Origin of the sequence: Rhizobium sp. BR 249 (assembly GCF_047445895.1) — a bacterium.
In the GTDB taxonomy this organism is placed as follows: Bacteria; Pseudomonadota; Alphaproteobacteria; order Rhizobiales; family Rhizobiaceae; genus Rhizobium.
In genome coordinates this window covers 1-17,519 of sequence record NZ_JARWKX010000013.1, presented here as the reverse complement: position 1 = coordinate 17,519, position 17,519 = coordinate 1, and the positions used below count along the sequence as shown (strand labels likewise).

Here is a 17,519-nt window from a genome sequence, read left to right as displayed (position 1 = left end):
CTCTGTTGGAGCAGACAAAACGCGCCAGATTCCAAAAGGATGCACCGATCCGCAGCAATGTTGTCAGGCCGCCATGCGCACGAGCGTGTCGGAAAGCCGCCTGGTATCGTAGGGCTTCGAGAAGAAGACGCCGCGCTCCGGCAATTCACTGGCGTCGGGCTCTGTCATGCCGGAGACGATGATGATTTCCACCGGCGGCCAGCGGTCGCGCACCGCCCGGGCCAGCTTCAACCCGTCCATGCTTCCCGGCATGTCGATATCGGTCAGCAGGATCCTGATGTCGGCGACCGTTTCGAGAAGCAGGAGCGCCTCGTCGGCATCGCGTGCCGCGAGCGCCTCGAAGCCGGCTTCCTCGACGACTTCGACCGCCATCATCAACAGCAGGGGTTCATCCTCGACCACGACGACCTTGATTTTCATGTTTTGCTCGGATGCATCATATCCCTATCTAAACTCTCAACTTCCCCCTTCGCAGCAGGTTCCCCCGTCGAAAATATAACTTCGAAGACGAGGCCTTCCGGCCTGAAGTCGGAGCGCGACCGCGCCTGCGCCTTGGCGGGAAAGGCGCGTTCGATGAGCACCGAGCCGAAGCCCCTTTTCGTCGGCGCCGACACCGGCGGTCCGCCGGATTCGGTCCAGAGAAGAAGGACGCGTCCGTCCTCGCTCTTCCATTCGATCGCGACCGTTCCCTCCTCGCTTCCGAGGCTTCCGTATTTCGTCGCATTGGTCGCGAGCTCGTGGATCACGAGGGAAAGCGGCAAAGCGATATCGGCGGGCAGAACCACGTCCGGCCCGCCGAGGCGAATGCGTTCCGCCTCCGAGGTGACATGCGCCCGCAGGGCTGCCGAGACGATGTCCCGGACCGATGAGGCCGATCCTTCCCGTGACAGGATGAGATCATAGGTGCCGGCGAGCGCCGCGAGCCGTTCGGCAAAGGAATTGTATCTTTCGGGATCGGAGCGCGAGAAGGTCTGCCGGGCGATCGCCTGAACCAGGGTGAAGCCGTTCTTGACCCGGTGCGCCAGCTCGCGGACGAGAAGGATACGCTCCTCCTCCGCCTCCTCGTTGCGGCGTCTGCGTTCGTCGAGTTCGTCGAGCAGCCGGTCGAAGGTCGCGCCGACGACGGCGAGTTCGTCCGAGCCGTTCATTCCGGTTCTGGCCGCTGTCTGGCCGCCGCGCCACTTCTCCATCACGTCGGCGATCCGCCAGATCGGCACGAGGATGAAGCGATTGCCGATGAAGATGGCGGCGGCAAATGAAAACAGCGCGCCGCCGATGATGGCGAGCGTGTTCGTCAGCGTCGCCCGGTTGATCGGCGCGAAGGCCTCCGGTTTCGAGAAGCCGGCGCTGACATAGAGGGGGCTGGACGGCAGCGCGATCGGGCGATAGCCGAGGATGCGCGTCGTTCCGTCCTGGCTCATGACCTCGATCACGTCGGGCTGTTCGGCATGGACCAGATGCTGGTATTCGTCTGGTATGACGGTGCCGACGAACTGTTCCGCGAGGGGAACCCGGGCGACGATGGTGCCCTTCCCATCGGCGATCGTCACCGTGTTGCCGGAAACCACGCCGCGCTCGGTGATGCGGTTTTGCAGCCAGTCCATCCTGATGCCGCCGACGATGACGGCCTTGAGGATGTCTCCCTCCATCAAGGGCATGGCGAGCGGCAGCACGTGCCTGTCGGAAAGGCGGCTCTGCGTGTAGGTGCCGACGGTGAAGTCCTTGGTCTTCAGTATCTGCTGGAAATAGTCGCGATCGGAAAACACCACGCCTGGGGGAAACGCCGTGCTGCCGCAGACCGGCCGCCCGTCGAGCCCGACGACGAAGATGGTGCTGATGTTCGGAATGCTTTCGGCGACCGATTTGAGCGCCGCGTTGCAGGCGCCGGCGTCGAGGTGCCGGACGGAGGGCATGGCGGAGACGGAAACGAGAAGGCCATGCAGGCCCTCCACGATTCTTTCGACTTCCGACGATGCCTGACGCGCCGCCTGTGCCGCCGATGCGCGCACTTCCTCATTGCGCTGATGACGGAGCGCGACTTCGTTATAGGCAAGCATCGCCACCACAGGCGCCAGCGCCGCGACCGCAACTGCAACCAGCTTGAGTCTCATCCTGTACCCCCTCGCAAGAGGGTTGGTAGCATGACCGGAACGATCTCGCACAGACCATGTCCGCAATCTTGCTTGCAAATTTAAGAAATGTGCGAATTCGGACCTGCGATCGGCCGACGGCAACCGGAAGCTAACCACTTCGGCGCGACCTCTTTCACCAAGCCTTGCCGACCTCGGGATTGCGGCTAGATTATCCAGGGATGAGTGATGCCAAAAGCGCTTCCCCTGAAAGTTCTTCAGCCGGGCTCTTCCCGCTTCGGCCGCTGACGGACGCGATGGCGGCTGAGGTCGACCGTCTCTTATCCGGCCGAACCCGCGACATTCGCCTGACGGAAGAACTCCGCCGCCGCTTCGACGAACGGGCATGGCGGCAGACCGCGAAAATCATTCGTGCCTGGATGATATGGGTGGCATTCGTCGATGTTCTGACGCTGGCGCTGAACGCCATCCTGCTTCCCCGTGAGATTGCCCTGTCGATGGTCGCGCCCGCCTGCCTTCTGCCGCCGGCCGCGATCCTGACGGCGCTCGTCTGGCTCAAGCCGCGTTCTGCGGCGGTCCAGCGCGCCTCGCTGCTCGGAGGCATGTGTCTCATTCTTCTGTCGGTCGCGCTCGTCGGCGTCTTTGCCGGCGGCGAATACTACGAGCGGCATCTGAACATCATGCTGTTCGTCGCGACGAGCGCCATCACGATCTTCAGCGTGCCGCTGGCATGGACGATCGCCATCGCCTGTTACGCTCTCGGCCTCTATTTCGTCCTTCAATGGTACAACCCGATCCTGGAAGCGGGCAGTGTCATTGCCGCGACCCTGTTCTTTTCCTGCGGCATCGTCGCGACCGTGGTTGCCCGGCGAACGATGAACATCCTGGCGCAGAAGACATTTCTGCTGGACTGCCGGGACCAGCGCCGCGTCGCGGAACTGGCCGATGCGAACGGCCGGTTGGAGCGGCTCGCCAGAACCGACCCACTGACGGGCATCGCCAACCGGCGCTGGATGATGGAGACGCTGGAAGGCCTCTGGCGCAGCGGCGGTGAAAGCGGCGTCGTCGCAGCCATGCTGATGTGCGACATCGATCACTTCAAGGCGCTGAACGACAAGCTCGGCCATGGCGAGGGTGACCGCTGCCTCGTCAAGGTCGCCGGCATCATCCAGAGCTGCGTGCGCGCCGATCGCGACCTCGTCTCCCGCCACGGCGGCGAGGAATTTTTGATCGTGCTTCCCGATGTCGGCGAAGAGGAAGCGATGGCGATCGCCAGGCGTGTCCGCGAGAGCGTCGAAGCCGCCGCCCTTCCGAACCCTTCCTCCGGCGTCGGCCCTTCGGTGACGCTCAGCGTCGGCGTCGCTTTGAAATCGGCGCTCGACACGGATATTTCGCTCGCCAATCTCCAGCATGAGGCCGATATGGCGCTCTATCGCGCCAAGGAAGCGGGCCGCAACCAGGTCTGCGTCTTTCGCCGGCCGCAGCAGGCGACCGGGCAGATCGCCGCGCGGCGATAACCCCATTCGCTGCACCGTGCGGCGCATTTCATCGAAGTGAACAGGCTCGCATTCCTCCCATGCAAGGAGCGGGAAAACGCTCTGGCGACTTGACGTCTATCTCTAGTCTTCATAATGTCTACAAAAAGAATTATGAAGTGAGGAGCGATATGAACGTCGAAATCGCCAGCCCGGATCGCAAGGCCAGCCTCGAACTCGCGCTGCGCAGGCGCATCCTGACCATGGAGCTGCCGCCGGGTTCGGTCCTCGATGAAGTGGCCCTGAGCGAAGAGTTCGGGCTTTCCCGTCCGCCGGTGCGCGAGTTGATGCGGCAGATGGCCGGCGAGGGGTATATCGAGCTCGAGACCAACCGCGCCGCCCGGGTCAGCTCCATGAGCTACCAGTCGCTGCGCGACTTCTTCCTGCTTGCGCCGATGATCTACATTACCGCCAACAAGCTTGCAGCGGAGAACCGGACGAAAGCGGAACTCGACGTGCTGAAGGATATCCAGCGCGCCTTCCGCGAGGCGGTCGACGAGCACGATGTCGAAGGCCGGGTGTTTCACAACGACCGGTTCCACCGGCAGATCGGCGAGATGGCCCACAATGTCTATGTGGTCCCGAGCCTGCGCCGCCTGCAGATCGACCATGCCCGCATCGGCAAGATCTTCTACCAGCATCCGAACACTCCGCGCATGCAGGAAGAACTCGAACTGGCGCTCGATCAGCACGACGAGATGATCGAGGCGATCGAGCGGCGCGATATCGAAGCCTCCGGCGAGCTGGCGCGTCTCCACATCGAACTCTCCCGGCGGAACATGGCCATGTACGCCGCCCCCGAGGGAATGGAGACGCCGACCCTCTAGGCATTCCGATCAGGACGCGCAGCTCGACACAATCCGGCCCGGCCGGCCTAACGCAACGGGATTTCTTCCAATGACCGCATTTCCCTTTCCAGGGCTCAATCTCGCAATCACCACCCCGTTCGACGATGCCGGGCGCATCGATTACGACAGGCTGGAAGACAATGTCGAACGCTATCTCGCCGCCGGCGTCCGCAGCTTCCTGTTCAGCTCCGGCACGGGCATGCATGTCTACCTCTCCAAACAGGAATCCGAGGAGCTGATCCGCCGCGGCGCCAGGATCGTCAACGGCCGCGCCAAGGTGATCGCCCAGGCCTCGGCGCTCCTGGTGGAAGACGTGGTGGAGCGGACCGTGCGCGCCCGCGACGCCGGCGCCGAAGGCGTCATGGTGCTGCCGCCCTTCTTCGAAGGCCCGACCGACGATCAGGGCATTCTCGATTTCTACGCCGAAGTCGCCAAGGCTGGGCTTCCCGTCATCGGCTACAACGTGCCCCAGGCGGTCGGTGTCGCCATCGCGCCGGAGCTTCTGGAAAAGCTGAACGAGATTCCGGGTTTTTGCGCGGTCAAGGACAGCGGCGGTGATCTCGGCAAGCAGGCCGCGCTCATCCGTACCGGCCGTTTCGTCATGAACGGCGCCGATCCGCTCGTTCCCTATGCGCTCTATGCCGGATGCGACGGCCTGATCTGGGGCGGCGCGAACTTCGCTCCGAAAACCTGCGTCGCCCTCGTCGAGGCGGCGGCCGCGCGCAAGTGGGACGAGGTGCGCGCGCTCTGGAAGATCCTGGAGCCGGCAATGGGACTGATCTGGGAAGGCGATTACGTGCAGTCCGTCTATGCGGCCGCCGATCTCGTCGGCTATCGCGCGGGCGTTCCGCGCAAGCCGCTGCGCGCGCTCGCCCCGGAAAAACTTCCCGTCCTGCGCCGGTCCCTCGAAGCGCTCATGGAGCGGGAAGCGATTTGACCGTGACCCAGGCTGCAAGGAACGTCTTCGTCGCCTCCAGGCTTCCCAAACGCGCGGGCGTTTCGGGCTGGGTGGCCACACTTCAGCCGCGCACGCTGCGCGCGGCGCTGAGCGAGGCGATCAGCGCCGATGTCACGATCATCGGCGGCGGCTTTGCCGGCCTCTCCGCAGGCCACCGCATCTCGCGGCTCGATCCGACCGTGCGGGTCGCGATTCTCGAAGCGGGCATCGTCGGCGAAGGTCCGGCCGGCGCCAATTCGGGCTTCATCGTCGACCTGCCGCACGAGGTCTCCTCGGACGATTTCAGCGGCGAGTCGGAAGGCAAGTTCCGCGATTCCGTGCTGTTACAGCGTTCGGCGATTGCGCTGGCGAGCGAGCTGGCGGCGGAGAACGGCTGGAGCAAGGATCTGTTCGATCCCTGCGGGCGCTACAGCATTGCGATGAGCGCGGAAGGCGACAAACACTTGGAGGCCTATTCGCAGCAGCTTGCGAAGATGGGCGAGGCGCATCGACTGCTCGGCCGCGAAGAAATCGAGGCCGTGACCGGATCGAAAGCCTTTACCTCGGCGCTGTTTTCTCCGGGCACGATCATCGTCCAGCCGGCCGCTTACATAAGGGCGGTGGCCGATTGTCTGAGGGAGCCGGTGACGCTCTTCGAGCAGACGCCCGCTCTCTCCTTCGAGCGCTCCGGTGACGGCTGGCTGGTGAAGACACCCACAGGGACCGTGCGGGCGGGAAAGATCATCATGGCCAATAACGGCCATGCGGAAAGCTTCGGCTTCTTCCGCGGGCGCCTGCTCCATGTCTTCACCTATGCCTCCCTGACGGAGGAGTTCGATCCGGTAAGGCTCGGCGGCGAAAGGAAGTGGGCGGCGACCCCGGCGCTGCCGATGGGAACGACGGTCAGGCGCATCAACACCGGCGGCGGAGACCGCATCCTGGTGCGCTCGCGCTACAGCTACAATCCCGGCATCGAAGTCAGCGACGCCGCCATCCGCAGCGCCGGCCGCCTGCATGACGGCAAATTCGCCCATCGCTTCCCCACGCTTGCCGGCGTCGGCATGCAGTACCGCTGGGGCGGCGCGATGGCGCTGACGCGCAACCATGTGCCGGCCTTCGGAGAGCTCGAACGCGGCGTCTTCGCGGCCTGCGGCTGCAACGGCCTCGGCGCATCCAACTCGACCGCCGCCGGTATCGCCGCAGCCGAGCGCGTGCTCGGGCATCGATCCGAACTCGGCCGGATCTACGACAAGCTCGCCGCGCCGGTCTTGCTGCCGCCGCAGCCGCTGACGACGATCGGCGCAAAGCTCCATCTCGCCTGGCGCGAATGGAGCGCGGGGGCGGAATGACAGCGAGCCGACGCCACGCCAGGGATATCGGGCCGCATCTTTTCAGACCTGCGGCCCTATAACGCTTTGAATGATGTCGCTCAGATAGGGCCGAAGGCTCGGCTCAACTTGTCAGCTGGAATACGATGGCCGACGCATATACGTAGCCCTCTTCGTCGGGATCGCTGGGTAGCGGTTGTTGTCCCGAAAGGGCGTTATACGTCAAAGTCATGACGAGGCCGTTCGTGTCGCTGGTTACGAATTGCGTCTCACTGAGGATGCCGTAGTTCGTTTCCGCCCATTCCTGCAGTTCGTTCGCTGACAACTCACCGGACGTCCATTCCCCGGCAAGCGAATTGGCTTTCAGCAAAGGCAAATCGAACATGACGGCAGCCGTGCCTTGCGTATTGTTCTGGTCATCGGTGAATGCGAATTGCATAGCCCACGAGATCCCTTTGAGATTGGAGGTGCTCTGGAAGGCAAAGTCACCCTCGTGATAAGTCGTCACGGATTGACCACCGGGCGGTGTTATCACGGATGGCGCGGCGATTGTGTAGTCGGGGTTATTGCTGCCGTCGCTCAGTACGGGAAACTGCGTCATCGAGCAGTCGTCGGTATATGGGGCCTGCCAGGTGAGCGTATAGGGGGTCAGATTGTAAACCTTGACACTCTGGCCGGTCGGATGCTCGATCGCCGAGAGAATGAACGGCAGGGCTATCAACAAGGCTGCGCCGGCAAAGCAGCAAGCGCCGGCGGTCATGCTGATCGTGGCGCCCTCTCCGATCGACTCACCCGCCACCTCCGAGCTCGATTCTGCAGCCGTCGAAGCTGCCGCGACGTCGCCGGCGCTGACACAGTCGCTTGCTGCCGAGCAAAGGCTCTTGATGCCGCTCAGCACTCCCTCAAGCACAGGCTTGATGAACGAACTCCAGGCGTAGTATTCCAGAAGCAGAGCGCCGAGCCCGCTGGTGATGCCGAGGGGAACGTTCACATCCCACATCGTATCGTCGTTCCAGCTCAGGGTCGCATGGAAACTTCCGATCACGTCGTAACTTTGGCCATCGGGGGCTGTGTACGGCTGTGAAGCCGGCGCCTGACTGGTTGTGACCTCCAGGTACATCGAGTTTCCGTTGCCGTCTTGTATGGCCGTGAAATACATCGGGTTGCCGTTGTCGTCGGTATCGGCGATCCAGTTGAGGACGCCCGAATTGACGTCGGTTATCAGGTTGGCGGCAAAGTTCTGCTGCGCGAAAAACTGCTGCGCCCCATTGCCGGTCTGCAGGAGGGGCTGCAAAGCCGTCGGGATAGTCCCGGTCGACGTCGGCAGCCCGGTCGCACTCGGCAGCAGTGTGGCCTGGAAATTCTGGACTGTTGTAGCCTGGATGTTCATGAGGGCCTCCTACCCTTGGCTGGACAAAGAAATAGGCATAGGCACGCGAAGAGGCCGCGTGATCGTTCAGGAACTCGCTGAAGTGACCGAAAAGACGAGCAGGGAATTGTAGAGGTAGGCCGACTGGCCGTTGGGAGCCGTTTGCTCGCCCGAGATGGAGTCGTAGGTCAGTGTCATCGTGACGCTGGCCCCGGAAATCTCGGTGTTCACGGAATATTGGGTTTGCTTGAGCGCGCCGTCCCATCTCTCAAACAAATATTCGGGATTTGTCTCGTCGAAGCTTCCGTACAGCGAGTTATGCGCGCCCCATGGAAGATCGAACAGGGCTGCGGCCTCAGCCAGCACCGCGCCGGACGAAGGGTCAATGAGTGTCATAGGCAGCACATAGGCGAAACCTGCAAATCCGCTCGTGCTCGCGAACGCAAAGCCAGCCTCGGTCGCAACGTCGATGCTTGCCCCGCCCGGAGGAGACACCGACCCGAGCGGGGGCACGGTGAAATCCCACGCGCCGGATCCGTCGCCGGAAACCGGCATCGATATCAGCGTGGCTTCGTTTCCATAGACGGCCGGCGTCTGCCAAACCACTTGATAGGGTGTCAGGTTATAGAGTCGCAGATTATGGTATGTGGTGTGGTCCAATGCGGCGAGGAGAAGTGGTATCGCTGCGATGAGGATGATCGCTATGAAGGCCGCGCCGCCGGTTTCAAGGCTGACAACGGCATCCTCCACGGCGGTTTCCTCGACGGCAGCTTCGGCCGCCGCTTCTTCGCTCGCCGCTGCGGCATCCTCGGCCGAAGCAATGCCGTCGGCTTGAGCAAAGCAGGATTTTACTCCTTGGTAGAAGCCATTGAGGAGAGGAGAGATAAGTCCTGCCCAGGCGTAGCTTGCGAGAGCCGTAACTGCGACCGTCGACGCAAGGCCTACGGGAACCTGGATCATCCAGACCGAAGTATCGTTGATGGTCACGGTGCCGGTGAAAGTACCGACGACATTGTAGTCGTTACCTTGCCAACTAAAGACCGGGGGCGAGGTATTGCCGCCCAAAATATCGGAATCGGCCGCGGCCACGAGGGTGATCCCGAGCGTAAAAAGCCCGGTTTGCAGGCACGCGTTCCAGGTGGGGTTGTTGTTCTCGTCGCTACCTTGGCTCCAATCGATCTCCCCGCTGTTGAGCACTTTGACCAAAGCGGCAACTGCGTTTTGTGCCGCGAAGAATAGCGAGGTGCCGTTAGCGCCCTGCATTCCATCCTGCAGAAGCGCCTGGCCGGTGGAATTCCAAGGCACGCCACTCAAGGCTGAGCCAAGGGCAAACTGAAAGGTGGTCGCCATCGCCTACTCACTAGTTTTAGGAGTAATTACAAGCAATACACGCGATGATGGCGCCGATTCCTCTAACAGCGGCTGAAAGAAATTTATAAAATGCAATCAAAAGATATACATTTTGAAATCTGCTCGCATTGGTAGATGTTACGTGATCGCTCCACGGAGGCATGTATGATCCGTGGCTGTTCTCTCAGTCGGACTCGTTGCAAGGCAGGGGCTTGGATCGCCTTGTTCCATTCGATGAGGCCGATCGCCTAAAGCGAGCTTCAGAGGTGCTGAGCCATCGGCACCGGGAGAGCAGCCTTCGTCCCTGGTGGCCGAGTTGGCAACAGGCTAAAACGTAAGCTGCACCTTACAGGCCGCCGTGCGGTCGCCCGCAAGCTCGAAGGCCGCGTTCGCCTCTTCCAGCGGCAGGCTGTGGCTGATGATGGGGCGGACGTCGATCTCGCGGCTCGCGATCAGCGCGACGGCGGTGGCGAATTCCTCGTGGAAGCGCTGTGTGCCGTGGATCTGCAGCTCCTTGCCGACGATGGCGTTGAGCGGGATCGGGATCTCGCCGGTGACGCCGACCTGGACGATCGTGCCGCGCGGCCGGATCGCGGCAATCGCGCTGCGGATGGCGGGGGCTGCGGCCGAGCATTCGAAGACGAGGTCGAAATAGCCTTTACCCTTCTCGAATTCGGCAAGTGCGGCAGCCCCTTCGGAAACATTGATCGTGCGGCTGGCGCCCATCGCTGTCGCTCTTTGCAGCGCCGCATCGGCGAGATCGGTCACGACGATCTCGGCCGCGCCATGATGGCGCGCGGCGGCAACCATCAGGCAGCCGATCGGGCCGGCGCCGGTGACGAGGACGCGTTTGCCGGATATCTCGCCGGCGCGCGATGCCGCATGCAGGCAGACGGACAGCGGCTCGCTGCAGGCCGCTTCCGCGGCCGTCGTCGCGGCTCCGACTTCGAAACATTGCCTGGCCGGCACGACCAGCCATTCCCGGAACATGCCCTGCTCATGCGGCAGGCGCATCGCGCTGCCCATGAAGCGCATGTCGAGGCAGTGGATCGGCAGACCCTTGCCGCAATATTCGCAATGGCCGCAGGGCTGGCTCGGATTGACCGCGACCAGCGTGCCGGCTTTGAGGTTAACCCCCTCGCCCGCCTGGCTGACCGTGCCCGAGGCTTCGTGGCCCGGTATGATCGGCTCGCGCACCCTGACCGGCCCGAAACCGCCATCCTGGTAATAATGCAGGTCGGAGCCGCAGATGCCTGCGGCCGCCATCTTGAGAAGCACCTCGCCCGGACCGGGGGCCGGAACGCTGTCGGTTTCGACCCTGAGGTCGCCCTTCTGGTAAAGCCGCGCCAGCCGCGTCTGCATCCTGCCCCTCCTATCTCAACAGCCCGACCTGCTCCGGCAGCCAGAGCGATATGGCCGGCACGAAGGTGATCAGGATCAGCGCCAGGAAGAGCGGCAGCAGCCAGGGCAGGATCGCTATGGTCGTGCGTTCGACCGAGAGTTTCGCCACCCGCGACAGCACGAAGAGCACCATGCCGAGCGGCGGATGCAACAGGCCGATCATCAGGTTCAGCGTCATGATGAGGCCGAACTGGACCGGATCGATGCCGAACCTCGCGACGATGGGCAGAAGGATCGGCACGAGGATGGTGATCGCGGCGATCGTATCCAGGAAGCAGCCGACGAAGAGCATCAGGAGGTTCACCAGGATCAGGAAGACCCATTTGTTGTCGGTGATCGACAGGATCGCATCGGAGAGCAGCTGCGCGGCCTGGCTCACCGTCAGCAGCCACGCGAAGACGGAAGCCGCCGTGACGATGAAGAGCACCGACGCCGTCGTCTCGATCGTATCGAAGCTTGCCTTGGCGAGCGTCGAAAGCGTCATCGTGCGGTAGCGCACGAGGCCGAGGAACAGCGACCAGAGCACGGCGGCGACGGCGGCCTCCGTCGGCGTGAACCAGCCCATCGTCATGCCGCCGATCAGGATGACCGGGGTCATCAGCGCCATGACGGCGGAAAAGCTGAAATACCAGTCGAGCGCCAGAAGCACGAGAAGCGCGATGCCGGCCGCCGCGTTCATTGAAAGTCCGGCGCGCATCATCAGATAGATCGCCACCGGCACCATCAGGACGACGACGATTTCCATCCCCGCCGACAGCAGTTGGCGCACGTCGAAGGGCGCGTCGGAGCCCCAGCGCTTCTTGTAGGCGAAGGCGGCGACGGTGATCATCATCAGCAGCGTCATGACGACGCCGGGCACGATGCCGGCCATGAAGAGAGCGCCGATCGAGACGTTCGCCATCATGCCGTAGATGACGAAAGGCAGGGACGGCGGGAAGATCGGCCCGAGGGTGGCCGAGGCCGCCGTGACGCCGACCGCCGCCTCGACCGGATAGCCGTGATCCTTCATCGCCTTGATTTCGATCGTGCCGATGCCGGCGGCATCGGCGAGTGCCGTGCCCGACATGCCGGAGAAGATCACCGAGCCGATGATGTTGACCTGCGCCAGCCCGCCTTTCATCCAGCCGACGAGGGCGACGGCGAAGGAATAGATGCGGCCGGTGACGCCGGCGGAATTCATCAGGTTGCCCGCCAGGATGAAGAAGGGCACGGCGAGCAGCGGAAAGCTTTCGACGCCGGCGATCATGCGCTGGGCGACGATGATATCGGGCGCGACGCCGTAAAGGACGATATAGAGCACGGATGCGACGGCCATCGAGATGGCGACGGGCACGCCGACCAGCATCAGAACCAGAAACGAACCAAGAAGCAGCAGCATCGGATCACCCTTCCACAGTCTGGAATTCTTCGGGCCGCTCCAGAACGGAATAGCCGCGGCGCATATTGGCGATGAAGACGATGACCGCGCGGATCAGCATCAGCACGAAGGCGACGAGAACGGAGTAGAAGACGATGTTGCGCGGCAGCTCGACGGTGACCATCTGCTCGTCAGCGACGATCTCGACGTAGCGCCACATCAAGTAGCAGCCATAGGCGAAGAAGCCGATGCGGACGATATCGACGAAGGTGGCGAGCACGCGCGCCAGCCCCGCCGGCATATAGTGATAGAAAACGTCGACCTGGATATGCCGCGACATGCGCACGCACATGGCGGAACCGAGGAAGACGACGCCGATCAGGCAGTTGATGGCGATCTCCTCCGTCCAGGCATAGCTGTCGTTCAGCACATAACGCGTGAAGAACTGCAGGAAGACGCAGCCGGCCATCAGCCAGAAGACGATCAGCGTGATCCAGTCCTCGACGGCATAATCCGCGACGTTCGCCGTCGGCGCATGCCCTTCGAATTCGTGACCGATTTCCTCGGCCGTGATTGGCGTGTGAATTTCTTGCGACATGATCGGCCTTGTTCCGGTTGGGAGAAGGAGGGCGCGGCGTGTGGGCGGCGCCTTTTTGTACTGCTGAGCTCGCTCCTCGCTCGCCGTCATTCTCGGCACAAGGCCGAGCATGACGAAAGAGAGGTTGGCGGTCTTTGCCAGCAATCTAGAGGACGCGGCGCCGAAACGCCGCGCCCCGTGGCTCCTACTGAATCGCCCGGATCGCTTCCCAATCCGCCTTCTCGTAGCCGAAGTCCTCGAACTTGACCTTTTCCATCACGGTCTTTTCGAAGTCCGCTTTATCGACCTCGGTGACGTTGATGCCCTTTTCCTTGAAGGTCGCGACGAGGCTGTTTTCCTTGCCGGCGATCGTCTTGGTCGTGCGTTCGGCGGCTTCCTGCATCACTTCGCCGAAGATCTTCTTGTCCTCGTCGGAAAGGCTCGCCCAGCGCGTCTTCGAGATCACCGTGTTGAGGTGATCGACGATGTGGCCGGTGAGGATGATGTTCTTCTGGACTTCGTAGAACTTCTTCGCCTCGATCGTCGTCAGCGGGTTTTCCTGCGCCTCGACCGTGCCGTTCTGCAGAGCGAGATAGACTTCGGCGAAGGCGATCGGCGTCGTGTTGGCGCCGCAGGCGCGCGGCATGGCGAGATAGGCCGGGACGTCGGGCACGCGGATCTTCAGGCCCTGCATGTCGGCGCATTTGGCGATCGGCTTGTTCGAGGTCGTATGGCGCGTGCCGTAATAACTGACGGCGGCGATGTGGTTGCCGGACTTGTCCTCATAGCCCTTGGCGAGACGCTTGAAGACGTCGCTCTTCGTGTATGCGATCAGGTGATCGGGGTTGCGGAAGATATAGGGGAAGTAGGTGACGCCTATCGGCTTGTATTCGCGCGCGGCAAAGCTCGATCCCGAGATGATGATGTCGACCGTGCCGAGCTTGAGGCCCTGGTTGATGTCGGCTTCCTTGCCGAGCTGCGAGGCCGGATAGACCTCGATCTTGTAGCGCCCGTCGGTGCGCTTGGCGATCTCTTCCGCGGCCCAGACGGAATCCGTGTGGAAGGGCTCCGAGGTTTCATAGACATGCGCCCATTTCAACACCGTCTGCGCGTGCGCGACCGCCGTCGTCGCCATGATCGCGGCTGCGGTGCAAAGTATCGTTGCCAGTCTCATCTTCATTGCTCTCTCCTCCCGAGCTCGGGTTTAAGTCTTGATGGCTCCTTTCGCGGCCGCCTTGTCGCGGCCGCGCTCCTCCTCTCCCGAAAACTCCTCCCCGAAGCTCTCGGAAAATCTCTTCTGCGATAGGGTGAGATGGCTGCGCATCGCAGCCTTCGCGCCCGCCGCGTCGCCTGATGCGATCGCATCGCGGATGGCCCGGTGCTCGTCCACGGCGCTGCGCCATGTCGTCGGCCCCTCGAAATGGCTGGCGAGCTTGGCGAAATAGGGCGTCATGCGCATGTCGAACATCTCGCCCGTCACGCGGATCAGCGTCGCATTGCCGACGATGGCGGCAATGCCGGTGTGAAAGGCGCGGTCGGCGGCGAGCACCGTCGCGGCATCGTTGACGCCGCCGCTCATGCGCGTCAGCGCTTCGTCGAGCACGGCGATATCTTCAGGCCGTGCCCGGGTCGCGGCTTCCTCGGCGATGGCGCATTCGATGATGGCGCGCGCCTGCAGTAGTTCGAAAGGCCCCTCCACCGGCTCGCTTTCGCTGGCCGCCATGCTGACGGCGTGCCGGCGCACCACATAGATGCCGGAGCCCATGCGGATGTTGACGAGGCCTTCGACCTCGAGAACGATCAGCGCCTCGCGCACTGTCGGGCGCGATACGGACAGTTGATCCGCGAGCTCGCGCTCGGCCGGCAGCTTCTGGCCGACGACGAGCTCGCCGCCTGATATCATCGAACGAATCTGATCCGCCACCTGCCTGTAGAGGCGGCGCGATTCAACGGGCGAAAACATTCTGGCCTCCCCGGCGGCTTCTCCTCAAGCACGCATCTGGTCAACTGGCCTGACCAATTGACCCATGGATATCATCGCGAGGGTTGTGCGTCAATGCGCCGCATGAAACTCAGGCAGGAAAGGCCGAGGCTTGCCGCCGTTGGGCTGGCGGACGGACCATGGCGAGATGATGACGGCCGGTCCGCGGCCAATCGCGCCCCGTTATGCCGGGGACGTTATAGGCGTCGGCTGCGAAGGCTTCGAGGGAGGTACGGTTGCGGATGACCACCAGGCCGCGGGTGGAATAGATGAGATGTTCGCCTTCCAGCACATGCAGCGCGTCGGTGACGCTGGAGCGCCGCACGCCGAGCATCGTCGCCATATATTCGTGGGTGATTTCGATCTCCTCGCCTTCCAGCCGGTCGTGGCACATCAGGATCCATTTCGCCAGGCGGACGTCGATCTTGTGAACGGCGTTGGAAAGCGCGGTGTTGGCGACCTGCTTGAAGAAGGTATGAAGGGAACGCGAAAGCAGCCGGCGGATGGCGGGCCGCTCGGCCAGGAAGCCCGTCAAGGCGCCGGCTTCCACACGATGTCCGTGACCGCCGATCTGCATCATCACGTCGAACGAGAACCGCTCCGCATCCACCGTCAGCGCCGGCGGCGACATGCCGTCCCGGCCGAGCACGCCGATCTCGGCCTTCCTGCCCTCCGGGCTCGTCGCCACCATGGAAGCGATACCGTTCTCCAGGAAATAATAGTGGCTGACCGGCATTCCGAAATGCACGAGCTCGAAAGCGCGCGGGAGAATGAGCGGCTCCCATATGCGCTCGAGCGCCAGAAACTCCGGATCGGCGAGCTGGCACAGAATGAGATTTTCGCTTTCGAAAGGTCGCATGGCCTTGCCCGCTCCATCTGGCAAGAGCGCCGCTCCGTGTCCCAGCCGCCGGCGCCAGGAAGTCCGCTCGGGCCGTATACTCATCGAGGGGGGATGGCCGATCGCAGGGCGCTCGGACCTAAACTCGCATGCCCGGCGGAAGGTTCCGCGAGCGGGTTTTGTACGCAAGCGCACAGCCTGGGAAATTACTGTAGCAAGTGCTAATGTTGGTCGACGGCAATTCCTGGAGCGGGCTGGTATGGACCAATATCCCCTTCCGAACGATGAGACGGAAATCTACCGGCACATCGTCGAGAGCGCGCGGGATTATGCCATCTTCGCGATGGATCTCGACGGCGCCATCGTGACCTGGAGCGCCGGTGCGGAGAACCTTTTCGGCTATTCCTCAGCCGAAATCGTCGGCCAGAACAGCGCCATCCTCTTTACGTTCGAAGATCAGCTTGCAGGGACGCTGCTCAAGGAGATCAGGCTTGCGCTCGCAGCCGGCCGCGCCGGCGACAACCGCTGGCATGTCAGGAAGGATGGCGGCTCGTTCTGGGCTTCGGGGCTGATGATGCCGCTTCGCAACGATGCCGGCGAGATCTACGGCCTGATGAAAATCGTTCGCGACCGCACGCAGACGCTTCATCAGGACGAAGCCCTGCGCGCCAGCGAAGAGCGGCTTCAACTCATTCTCAAAAGTGCGATCGACTATGCGATCTTCGCCTTCGACCGCGACGGGTTGATCATCAGCTGGAATACCGGCGCCTGCCGGATCTTCGGTTATGAGGAAGACGAGATCCTCAAGCGCGATGCACGCATTCTGTTCGTGGAGGAAGATCGCGACGGAGGCGCGCTGGAACGCGAGATGGAGGCGGCGCTTAAGCGCGGCCGCGCTGAGAATGAGCGGTTTCACCTGCGTAAGGACGGATCGACATTCTGGGGCAGCGGCCTGACCATGCCGCTGCGCGCCCAGCGCGCCGGCTATCTCAAAGTGCTGCGGGACGATACCGAGCGTCATTTCGCCGACGAACACCAGCAGATCATGCTGCGCGAGATGAGCCACCGCGTCAAAAACAGCCTGGCGCTGGTCGCGGCCATGCTCGCCATGCAGGCCCGTTCAGCCGGGCGGGAGGAGGTCTGCCGGGCGCTTCGCGATGCCGAGGCGCGTGTCGGAACCATTGCCGAGGTGCATGACCAGTTGTGGCGTCAGCCGCATATCGAAACGGTGGATCTGGCCGATTTCCTGTCGAGCCTCTGCCTGCGCCTGCAGCAATCTGCCTCCAGTCACGGGCTCTCCGTCGACGCCGATCCCTGCATGATCGACGCCGACCGCGCCATCCAGATCGCCCTTCTCGTCAACGAGCTGGTGACGAACGCCTTCAAACACGCCTATCCCGATGCGGCAGGCGCCGTCACCGTCAGCGCCCGCAGCATCGGCGCCGAGATCCGCCTCGAAGTCGCCGACGACGGCAAAGGCCTGCCGCCTGAGTTATCGGCCTCCGGGAATGAGGGAAAAAGCCTCGGCATGAAGATCGTCGGCGCGCTGGTGCAGCAGCTCAAAGCCGAGATGCATATCGAGAACCGGCACCCCGGCACGGGGTTCGTGATTCGGCTGCCAAGGGAGGGGTGATGGACTTCTGAAGGGTGTGCCGCGCGGCCCCCTCATCCGACCCTTCGGGCCACCTTGCATAAGAGATGTTGTATAAGGTGACTGCCTTTGGCCGGGCGGCCGCCCGGCCAAAGGCGCGCCGATTGTCGGATCGCAGCCACCAGAACCTTTAGGGTTGGGGAGAAGCAGGATCGCGATCGGCTCCTCATCGTGGCCCGAATGGTTGCTGGAACAACCTGGTTCGTATGCAAGGCAGGGACGACAAGGATGGCTGAGATTATCACGAAAGCCGCTGG

Annotated in this window: 15 protein-coding genes; 5 read left to right on the top strand and 10 right to left on the bottom strand. The window is 62.8% G+C overall.

Going from position 1 to position 17,519, the window contains the following annotated elements; genetic code table 11:
- Positions 1–63: 63 nt before the first annotated feature.
- Complete coding sequence (locus QD408_RS13940) at positions 64–420, bottom strand: response regulator (RefSeq protein ID WP_088681459.1); 357 nt, start codon at positions 418–420, stop codon at positions 64–66.
- Positions 417–2,111 carry a sensor histidine kinase gene (locus QD408_RS13935; protein WP_414139700.1) on the bottom strand — a complete coding sequence of 565 codons (1,695 nt, stop codon included), beginning with the start codon at positions 2,109–2,111 and terminating at the stop codon, positions 417–419. The genes QD408_RS13940 and QD408_RS13935 overlap by 4 nt, the downstream gene beginning before the upstream one ends.
- A gap of 200 nt (positions 2,112–2,311) precedes the next feature.
- Between QD408_RS13935 and QD408_RS13930 the strand changes: the two genes are divergently transcribed.
- The 4 genes from QD408_RS13930 (at position 2,312) to QD408_RS13915 (ending at position 6,759) form a co-directional block, all read left to right on the top strand.
- Entirely contained in the window at positions 2,312–3,607 is a 1,296-nt protein-coding gene (locus tag QD408_RS13930; RefSeq protein ID WP_414139699.1) for a GGDEF domain-containing protein, read from the top strand.
- Positions 3,608–3,756: 149 nt separating this feature from the next.
- On the top strand, positions 3,757–4,452 hold the full coding sequence (locus QD408_RS13925) for a GntR family transcriptional regulator (protein ID WP_414139698.1): 696 nt from the start codon (positions 3,757–3,759) through the stop codon (positions 4,450–4,452).
- 70 nt (positions 4,453–4,522) lie between these two features.
- On the top strand, positions 4,523–5,410 hold the full coding sequence (locus tag QD408_RS13920; protein ID WP_414139697.1) for a dihydrodipicolinate synthase family protein: 888 nt from the start codon (positions 4,523–4,525) through the stop codon (positions 5,408–5,410).
- A gap of 2 nt (positions 5,411–5,412) precedes the next feature.
- On the top strand, positions 5,413–6,759 hold the full coding sequence (locus QD408_RS13915) for an NAD(P)/FAD-dependent oxidoreductase (RefSeq protein ID WP_414139793.1): 1,347 nt from the start codon (positions 5,413–5,415) through the stop codon (positions 6,757–6,759).
- 103 nt (positions 6,760–6,862) lie between these two features.
- Here QD408_RS13915 and QD408_RS13910 read toward each other — a convergent pair whose 3' ends face one another.
- The 8 genes from QD408_RS13910 to QD408_RS13875 form a co-directional block, all read right to left on the bottom strand.
- Positions 6,863–8,128, bottom strand: a complete 1,266-nt coding sequence (locus QD408_RS13910) for a hypothetical protein (RefSeq protein WP_414139696.1) — start codon at positions 8,126–8,128, stop codon at positions 6,863–6,865.
- Between the two features lie 66 nt (positions 8,129–8,194).
- A complete protein-coding gene (locus tag QD408_RS13905) occupies positions 8,195–9,457 on the bottom strand; it encodes a hypothetical protein (RefSeq protein ID WP_414139695.1) in 1,263 nt (420 codons plus the stop codon).
- A 327-nt stretch (positions 9,458–9,784) separates the two neighbouring features.
- Positions 9,785–10,819: an L-idonate 5-dehydrogenase gene (locus tag QD408_RS13900; RefSeq protein WP_414139694.1), complete on the bottom strand. Its 1,035-nt coding sequence runs from the start codon at positions 10,817–10,819 to the stop codon at positions 9,785–9,787.
- 10 nt (positions 10,820–10,829) lie between these two features.
- Positions 10,830–12,236, bottom strand: coding sequence for a TRAP transporter large permease (locus QD408_RS13895; protein WP_414139693.1), 1,407 nt, complete (start codon positions 12,234–12,236; stop codon positions 10,830–10,832).
- A 4-nt stretch (positions 12,237–12,240) separates the two neighbouring features.
- Positions 12,241–12,813, bottom strand: a complete 573-nt coding sequence (locus QD408_RS13890) for a TRAP transporter small permease (protein ID WP_088681450.1) — start codon at positions 12,811–12,813, stop codon at positions 12,241–12,243.
- Positions 12,814–12,997: 184 nt separating this feature from the next.
- Positions 12,998–13,972, bottom strand: a complete 975-nt coding sequence (locus QD408_RS13885; protein WP_414139692.1) for a sialic acid TRAP transporter substrate-binding protein SiaP — start codon at positions 13,970–13,972, stop codon at positions 12,998–13,000.
- A gap of 24 nt (positions 13,973–13,996) precedes the next feature.
- Entirely contained in the window at positions 13,997–14,755 is a 759-nt protein-coding gene (locus tag QD408_RS13880; RefSeq protein ID WP_088681448.1) for a FadR/GntR family transcriptional regulator, read from the bottom strand.
- Positions 14,756–14,864: 109 nt separating this feature from the next.
- Positions 14,865–15,632: a Crp/Fnr family transcriptional regulator gene (locus QD408_RS13875; RefSeq protein ID WP_414139691.1), complete on the bottom strand. Its 768-nt coding sequence runs from the start codon at positions 15,630–15,632 to the stop codon at positions 14,865–14,867.
- Between the two features lie 238 nt (positions 15,633–15,870).
- Here QD408_RS13875 and QD408_RS13870 point away from each other — a divergent pair, with 238 nt between their 5' ends.
- On the top strand, positions 15,871–17,244 hold the full coding sequence (locus QD408_RS13870) for a sensor histidine kinase (RefSeq protein ID WP_414139690.1): 1,374 nt from the start codon (positions 15,871–15,873) through the stop codon (positions 17,242–17,244).
- Positions 17,245–17,519: the final 275 nt, after the last annotated feature.

Coding starts and splice junctions, on each gene's coding strand:
- QD408_RS13940 (WP_088681459.1), bottom strand. CDS start 420: ATGAAAATCAAGGTCGTCGTGGTCGAGGATGAACCCCTGCTGTTGATG.
- QD408_RS13935 (WP_414139700.1), bottom strand. CDS start 2,111: ATGAGACTCAAGCTGGTTGCAGTTGCGGTCGCGGCGCTGGCGCCTGTG.
- QD408_RS13930 (WP_414139699.1), top strand. CDS start 2,312: ATGAGTGATGCCAAAAGCGCTTCCCCTGAAAGTTCTTCAGCCGGGCTC.
- QD408_RS13925 (WP_414139698.1), top strand. CDS start 3,757: ATGAACGTCGAAATCGCCAGCCCGGATCGCAAGGCCAGCCTCGAACTC.
- QD408_RS13920 (WP_414139697.1), top strand. CDS start 4,523: ATGACCGCATTTCCCTTTCCAGGGCTCAATCTCGCAATCACCACCCCG.
- QD408_RS13910 (WP_414139696.1), bottom strand. CDS start 8,128: ATGAACATCCAGGCTACAACAGTCCAGAATTTCCAGGCCACACTGCTG.
- QD408_RS13905 (WP_414139695.1), bottom strand. CDS start 9,457: ATGGCGACCACCTTTCAGTTTGCCCTTGGCTCAGCCTTGAGTGGCGTG.
- QD408_RS13900 (WP_414139694.1), bottom strand. CDS start 10,819: ATGCAGACGCGGCTGGCGCGGCTTTACCAGAAGGGCGACCTCAGGGTC.
- QD408_RS13895 (WP_414139693.1), bottom strand. CDS start 12,236: ATGCTGCTGCTTCTTGGTTCGTTTCTGGTTCTGATGCTGGTCGGCGTG.
- QD408_RS13890 (WP_088681450.1), bottom strand. CDS start 12,813: ATGTCGCAAGAAATTCACACGCCAATCACGGCCGAGGAAATCGGTCAC.
- QD408_RS13885 (WP_414139692.1), bottom strand. CDS start 13,972: ATGAAGATGAGACTGGCAACGATACTTTGCACCGCAGCCGCGATCATG.
- QD408_RS13880 (WP_088681448.1), bottom strand. CDS start 14,755: ATGTTTTCGCCCGTTGAATCGCGCCGCCTCTACAGGCAGGTGGCGGAT.
- QD408_RS13875 (WP_414139691.1), bottom strand. CDS start 15,632: ATGCGACCTTTCGAAAGCGAAAATCTCATTCTGTGCCAGCTCGCCGAT.
- QD408_RS13870 (WP_414139690.1), top strand. CDS start 15,871: ATGGACCAATATCCCCTTCCGAACGATGAGACGGAAATCTACCGGCAC.